The sequence below is a fragment of the Psychrobacter sp. Sarcosine-02u-2 genome, from assembly GCF_002836335.1.
GTDB classification, from domain to species: Bacteria; Pseudomonadota; Gammaproteobacteria; order Pseudomonadales; family Moraxellaceae; genus Psychrobacter; species Psychrobacter faecalis.
In genome coordinates this window covers 1-6,547 of record NZ_PJBX01000015.1, presented here as the reverse complement: position 1 = coordinate 6,547, position 6,547 = coordinate 1, and the positions used below count along the sequence as shown (strand labels likewise).

Genomic DNA, 6,547 nt, shown 5'->3' with positions numbered 1-6,547 from the left:
ATTATCCTAAATAATGGTTATCGCTAAAGCAGCTAGTAAAAAAATCTTTGACTTGCTTTTCTCTGCACACGGCAAAAAAATCACCCCCCAACCGATTTTCATGGGTTTAGGGATTAAAAAACTAACTAACTGTCTTAGATGGTCTTAAAGCTTAGAAGTGTAAAGCACAATAAACTTTCTTATATTTATCAGGATCATCTTTATTAGCTACAAACCCTCTGCTAACCAACTTTACCGAGTTAAATGTTTCACCTTCATCATTAGTTATCATAACAATCAAGTTTTGGTCCTCAAAACTTTGGAGTTCTTTAATCAGCTCTTTAATTGTCTTAGTTCTATCTTCCCATTGCACTATAATCTATTGTAAGTATACCTATGACAAACCAATTTCACTGGTTCGGTACCCTAGTGAGGACTTGAATGCTAAGCTGCGGGCTAATGTTATCAACGTTTTAAATCGCTGAAATATTCACAGTGTACTTCATGGTGTACTTAACATACATATTCTATTCATGATCGGTGCGATTCAGGTTAAGCAGAGCTGCGCCGCTATTCGCTTTTCCCATTCAGATTTAGAAATGAAGCCGATATTGTCTGACTTTATTTCTTCTAGAATAATATAATAAGCACTAAGCCGGTTAATAGTATTGATGATCTCAGTTTTTTGACGTTTCGCTTCAGTAAGTTTTTTGGAAATAGTAATTAAATCTTTATCAATATTGAGAGTGCCATTGAAATGATCATTTAGGTGTCTTTTAAATTCATTAAGAGTAAAACCGATAGCTTGTGCGCCTTTAATCATTTTAATACGCTCAATACATTCAGGATGAAATTCAGTGTATAGGCGTGATCCTGCTTGGCGTTTTCGAGATTTCAGTAACCCCATCTCATCGTAATGACGAATAGTATCTTTGGTTGTGTTAGCTTGGGCTGCTAAAGCTCCTATTAATAAGAATGATGTATCAGATTCCATACCATATACCTTAAAAATATAATTTTTATCTAGTTTTAAATAATTATACCTAAATAGAACCAGTAAGAACTGATTTCTGACATCCAACGTCATAAACTCTGTTGTGGGAACATGATCGGTGCGCTATACAGGCACCGTACTATAAGAATGACCGCTTACTTAAACACTGGGTAACATAGGCAACCAAAATACTAAAGCTAAAAGCGTTACGAGTAGTACTGGCGGTGTTATGAATAAGCCAATCTTCATATACTGACCCCAGCTGATTTTATAATCCTTTTCCGCCAGTACATGTAACCATAACAAGGTTGCTAAGCTACCAATTGGGGTGAATTTTGGCCCTAAATCATTACCAATAATATTGGAATAAATCATCAACTCGCGCGTTGCAGCGGGAACTTGGGCGCTATCAATCGCCAGCGCTCCTATGAGGGTTGACGGCATATTATTCATGACTGAGGCGACGATAGCTGATAGAAAGCCTGTTCCGACCGTCGCAATGACGTTACCTTGCTGTCCTAACCAGTTTAGTATTTGCGCGCCATATGCCGTGAGTCCTGCGTTACCCAAGCCATAAACCACTAAATACATACCGATTGAAAACAACACGATTTGCCATGGCGCTTTGCGTAGGACATGGGTCACGGAAAGCTTGGTACCACGACCACCTTGCCACCAGCGGCCTGCGATTGCTATTAGCACTAGTGCTGCGATACTAGTCACCAACGAAATCACTAGTCCCAATGACTCAGTGGCAAAATAAGCGATGAGTAATAAGGCCAATACTGGGAAGGCCGCTCGGAAAACCAAAGGGTCTTTGATAGCAGATTGCGGTGAGCTTAGACTATCCATTGAATAATGCTTCGGAATATGTCGCGCATAGACAAGCCATAATACCAGTAGCGTTGAGATAACAGATACGATATTCACTGGCACCATGACTGCTGCATAGCGACCAAAACCAATATCAAAATAATTAGCGCTAACGATGTTGACTAGATTAGACGTTACTAATGGCAGACTTGCGGTATCGGCAATAAAGCCAGTAGCGATGATAAAGGCTAAAGCTGATTTGGGTGCAAAATCAAGGCGCAGCAAAATGGCAATGACAATAGGAGTAAGCAATAACGCCGCCCCATCATTAGCAAAAAAGGCAGCAATGAATGCGCCTAAAATAACAATCATGGGAAACAGTCGCCGACCTTGACCATTACCTAATCTTGCAACATGCAATGCTGCCCAGCCAAAAAATCCAGCCTCATCTAATATCAATGAGATGATGATAAGCGCGACAAAGGTAAAGGTGGCATCCCAGACGATATTCCAGACGATAGCCACATCTGATAATTGCACCACCCCTAGAAGCAGGGCAACTACTGCGCCGCCCATTGCACTCCAACCGATACCCAGTCCTTTTGGCTGCCATATGACTAAAGTCAAAGTGACAATAAAAATCGCTAATGCGAGCATAAAGGTGCCTTAATAAAACAATGGTATTAGAGAAGGTTAACGTTAGATACGCTTGAGTTTAGAGTGATTTTTGATTTACACGCTGTGATACTTCCTCACGACTTTCCACCCGTTCAGAATAACGATCGGTTAGATAAGTGGAGCGACCACGTGTGAGCCACGTAAACTTCACTAATTCCTCACACACATCAACGATACGCTGATATAAAGGCGAATTAAGCATACGATTATTGTCATCAAACTCTAAAAAAGCTTTCGGAACAGACGACTGATTGGGTATGGTAATCATACGCATCCAGCGCCCCAAGATACGCAGCTGATTGACGGTATTAAAGCTCTGACTGCCGCCACTGACTTGCATTACTGCCAGCGTCTTGCCTTGAGTCGGTCGAACGCCACCTAATGACAGTGGAATCCAATCAATCTGCGCTTTCATGATGCTAGTGATACTGCCATGGCGCTCAGGGCTAACCCATAGCATGCCCTCAGACCACGCTGCTAGCTCACGTAACTCTTGTACTTTCGGATGATTAGCATCAGTACTATCAGGCAATGGTAAACCCGTAGGATCAAAGGTACGCACCTCGCAACCATACCAACGCAATATCCGACTCGCTTCTTCACTTGCTAATTTAGAAAACGAGCGTTCACGTAAAGAGCCGTAGAGCACCAATATTCTTGGTGGATGACGGGGATCATTTGCACCAATCAAAGCATCAATATCAATCGGTTGCAGCTCTACTGCATCTATATTTGGTAACTCCGTTAAATCGACAGAGAGGTCTAGACTGTTGTCTTTAGTAGATTGGACGATTTCGCCATCTTCTTTGGTAAAACGACTCACTGGATGGTGCAATAGCTCAAATACCCGCTCTGAAGGTCGGCATAATGCTGCGCCTTTATCAGTCACCACAATAGGACGGTTTATCAAAATAGGATGCGCCATCATTGCATCAATAAGCTTATCATCAGACAATACAAGGTCGTCTAAACCTAACTCATCATAAGGCGTACCTTTACGGCGTAGAAGCTCACGCGGTGAAAGTTTCATCAAGCCTAACAGCTCAATCAAATATTCACGAGTAGGCGGTGTTTTGAGGTATTCAATGACGTTCGGTTGCTCGCCTGAAGCCTTCATGATGGCCAAGGTATTGCGAGACGTACCACAATTAGGGTTGTGAAAAATGATAGGTGTCATAACGACCTTTTTATAGTGTTAGAAGGGTTTGTATTCTTAAAAGAATAGTAGCTTAGCTGTTGGGTTTGTCGGATGGGTTGATATCGCAGGCACTCAAGCTGTCCAAAAGAGAGCCACATAACTCTGGGTGACCTGCACAGCAGTCTTTTAACAAGAATTGAATGACATCTTCGACATGCGTAAGAGACGCACGATAAATAATCTGGCGGCTTTGTCGTTGTGAGCTTACCCATCCTGCCCGGGCAAGCACGGCTAAATGAGCCGACATCGTATTATGTGGCACACCAAGATTGCGAGCGATTTCACCAGCAGGCAGACCATCAGGCTCATGACTAACCAAAAGTCTAAAAGCTTTTAATCGAGTTTCTTGAGAGAGCGCAGCAAAGCTGGCAGTAGCATTTATTATTTCCATAAGTCCAATAATATAGACATATAAAAATAAATCAAGATATTTTATGAGGTCTTCATAAACTGGCTTTCTCAAGCTATAACTGTCTAAATCGAGTTGAGTATTAAGAAACCCCTTGCACAAAATCAATCAAAGCGGGAGTATTTTCTCTAGCACTACGTCCAGCACCAATTAAAGTAGCTGAACCTGGACTTGCCCAATCGCCATAGCCAAATAGCCATAAACGAGGCTCTTTTATAGATTGGCCTTGTTTTACTTCTACCTTACCATCATCCTCTAGCACACCCAAATTGGCTATATGGTCAAGCTCTGGTTTGAACCCAGTGCACCAGATCACCGCATCGATTTGTTCCTCACGTCCATCGCTCCACACGACACCTTGCTCAGTAAATCGGCTAAACATAGACACCGCTTTTAAAATACCTTTATCACGAGCCGCTTTCACTGGAGGCACCATAACAATGTCACCAATTCCGCCCACCGGTGCATCTCCATTATTACCCATAATCCGAGCCGTAGCTCTCTCAAATAATACGCGACCATCGACATCATCTGCTAAAAATAATGGCGGCTCACGCGTGACCCAGCTTACATCGGCAACCTCAGCTAGCTCAGCATAAATTTGCGCGCCAGAATTGCCGCCACCGACTACCAGTATCCGCTTGCCTTTATACGTCTCAATACCCGCATAGTTTGCAGAATGACACTGCTCACCGCGATACATCTCTTGACCCTCAAGCGTTGGTATAACGCTATGACTCCATGTACCTGTCGTATTAACCACTGCTTTAGCCAACCAAGTAAATTTTCCATCCGTCACTCGCAAACAGTTGTGTTCACTATCTCGTTGTACATTGGTCACCTGATATGGTCGATACACAGGCAGCTGGTAGTGCTGCTCATAATCAGCAAGATAACTGAGCACCTCATCTCGATGCGGGTATTCATTATCTTTAGCCTTTGGCATGAGCCTACCAGGTAGTGAGCTCATTACTGCTGGAGAAAACAACCTTAGTGATGGCCAAGTATGACGCCACGCTCCACCACTTTGGATTTGATTATCGAGGATAATAAAATCAAGCTTAGCACGTCTCAGGTAATACCCTACCGCCAAACCTGCTTGACCGCCGCCAATTACTATCACGTCAAATATCTTAGTTGACATCACTATCCTCAGTATCAGTTCCTGCTACTAAAAAAGTAGGCTGCTCATTTTGGGGTTTTGTTAAAATCTCTGTATCTGTTAGACGTGCATAAATCTCGATTAGATTACCATCAGGGTCTTTTAGCCATAATTCATGTAACGGTGTGCCTTTCCAAGTGGTTCTCGGTGGTTTAAAAACAGTTAAGCCAGCATCTTTTGCGCTAAAAAAAGCATCAATAACTTCTTGCTGGTTATTCACATTTACCCCTAAATGATAAAGCGTGTCATGATTAAGCTCTTTACCATCAGAGACGACCAGAACCATATTCAAGTTTAGTTCTGGGCGAATAAAGGTCGCATATCGATGGGTCCACTCTTTTGGCCACGTGTTTAATAACCAGCTATAAAACGCCGTACTCTTCGCTAAATCATTGACTCGAATACTAGTATGAGACTCTATAGAATCGATACCAGATGGCATTTTTATTAGCTCCGCCAATACTAAAATTCGTTGTCGCAACTGATCTCTCACCATTCTAAAACGCTCAAGTGCTTCGTCTGACGAACTTGAACCAATTGCAGGATCGATTAGCGGCCAGTGCAGCCGTTGAACATCTCTTGAAAAAATAGGACAGACCTCTTCAGCACACAGAGTTATAACAGCATCTACAAGGTGGGTGTCTAGCTCCTCAACTGCTTTGGCATGTTGTTGACTGATATCAATACCTAACTCTGCCATCACCTTAATGGCATAAGGATTAAGGTTAGATGGTATAGATCCAGCGCTCGTAACCTGGATGCTTTCTGGCAGATAATATCTGGCCAATCCTTCAGCGATTTGGCTTCGGGCCGAATTAGCGACACAAAGAAATAGGATGTTTTTCATAGTAAGCCCTGTAAATACACACGATTGATTTGCTTGCTTTGATAAACATGCGACATATGCTTGATAATATAAATTATCTATACCAATCAGATGGTTCATCAGGATTCTAATGCACAAATCACATAAACATTTTCATCGAACTTTTTTTAAAAGTATAGTATTAGTTGTTTCTATATGTCCAATAATATAGACATAATGAGATAAATCAAGACTATCCTGACATTAGCTTTAAGTTGTCCGTCAATTCTAGCTCGATATATTTAGGATTTACTATGATATAGCCTGTAAGCTTTTAATTGAAATAGCTAGCTCATGTATAACTGTTTACGATGCACTTTAGGATATACCCCAAGGGAACTAGCTATTTCACCCTTCAAACATATTAACAGACTACTCAAAATAAACTGTTAATATGGAACCATCTATAACAGACTTTAGAATTATAGGACTGGTTGCTGTGCTTTTTT

At 41.8% G+C, this 6,547-nt stretch carries 6 protein-coding genes and 1 pseudogene; all 7 read right to left on the bottom strand.

Translation table 11 applies throughout. From position 1 onward, the window contains the following. Positions 1-526: 526 nt before the first annotated feature. Positions 527-973, bottom strand: a complete 447-nt coding sequence (locus tag CXF58_RS00695; RefSeq protein WP_102076270.1) for a MerR family transcriptional regulator — start codon at positions 971-973, stop codon at positions 527-529. Between the two features lie 159 nt (positions 974-1,132). Further along, positions 1,133-2,443 (bottom strand): arsenic transporter, encoded by a 1,311-nt coding sequence (locus tag CXF58_RS00690; protein WP_102076269.1) that lies wholly within the window; start codon positions 2,441-2,443, stop codon positions 1,133-1,135. A 58-nt stretch (positions 2,444-2,501) separates the two neighbouring features. Then, positions 2,502-3,257 (bottom strand): arsenical resistance protein ArsH, encoded by a 756-nt coding sequence (arsH, locus tag CXF58_RS00685; RefSeq protein WP_227678594.1) that lies wholly within the window; start codon positions 3,255-3,257, stop codon positions 2,502-2,504. Positions 3,258-3,308: 51 nt separating this feature from the next. Beyond that, positions 3,309-3,641: pseudogene (arsC, locus tag CXF58_RS13950) on the bottom strand (arsenate reductase (glutaredoxin)); the annotation flags it as partial. 52 nt (positions 3,642-3,693) lie between these two features. Beyond that, complete coding sequence (locus CXF58_RS00680) at positions 3,694-4,053, bottom strand: ArsR/SmtB family transcription factor (RefSeq protein WP_102076267.1); 360 nt, start codon at positions 4,051-4,053, stop codon at positions 3,694-3,696. A gap of 100 nt (positions 4,054-4,153) precedes the next feature. After that, positions 4,154-5,215, bottom strand: coding sequence for an ArsO family NAD(P)H-dependent flavin-containing monooxygenase (locus CXF58_RS00675; RefSeq protein WP_102076266.1), 1,062 nt, complete (start codon positions 5,213-5,215; stop codon positions 4,154-4,156). Beyond that, a complete protein-coding gene (locus CXF58_RS13890) occupies positions 5,205-6,179 on the bottom strand; it encodes a VOC family protein (protein ID WP_219621709.1) in 975 nt (324 codons plus the stop codon). The genes CXF58_RS00675 and CXF58_RS13890 overlap by 11 nt, the downstream gene beginning before the upstream one ends. Between the last annotated feature and the right edge of the window lie 368 nt (positions 6,180-6,547).

Excerpts from the sequence above, each read along its gene's own strand:
- CXF58_RS00695 (WP_102076270.1), bottom strand. The coding sequence starts at position 973 with ATGGAATCTGATACATCATTCTTATTAATAGGAGCTTTAGCAGCCCAA.
- CXF58_RS00690 (WP_102076269.1), bottom strand. The coding sequence starts at position 2,443 with ATGCTCGCATTAGCGATTTTTATTGTCACTTTGACTTTAGTCATATGG.
- CXF58_RS00680 (WP_102076267.1), bottom strand. The coding sequence starts at position 4,053 with ATGGAAATAATAAATGCTACTGCCAGCTTTGCTGCGCTCTCTCAAGAA.
- CXF58_RS00675 (WP_102076266.1), bottom strand. The coding sequence starts at position 5,215 with ATGTCAACTAAGATATTTGACGTGATAGTAATTGGCGGCGGTCAAGCA.
- CXF58_RS13890 (WP_219621709.1), bottom strand. The coding sequence starts at position 6,179 with ATGAACCATCTGATTGGTATAGATAATTTATATTATCAAGCATATGTC.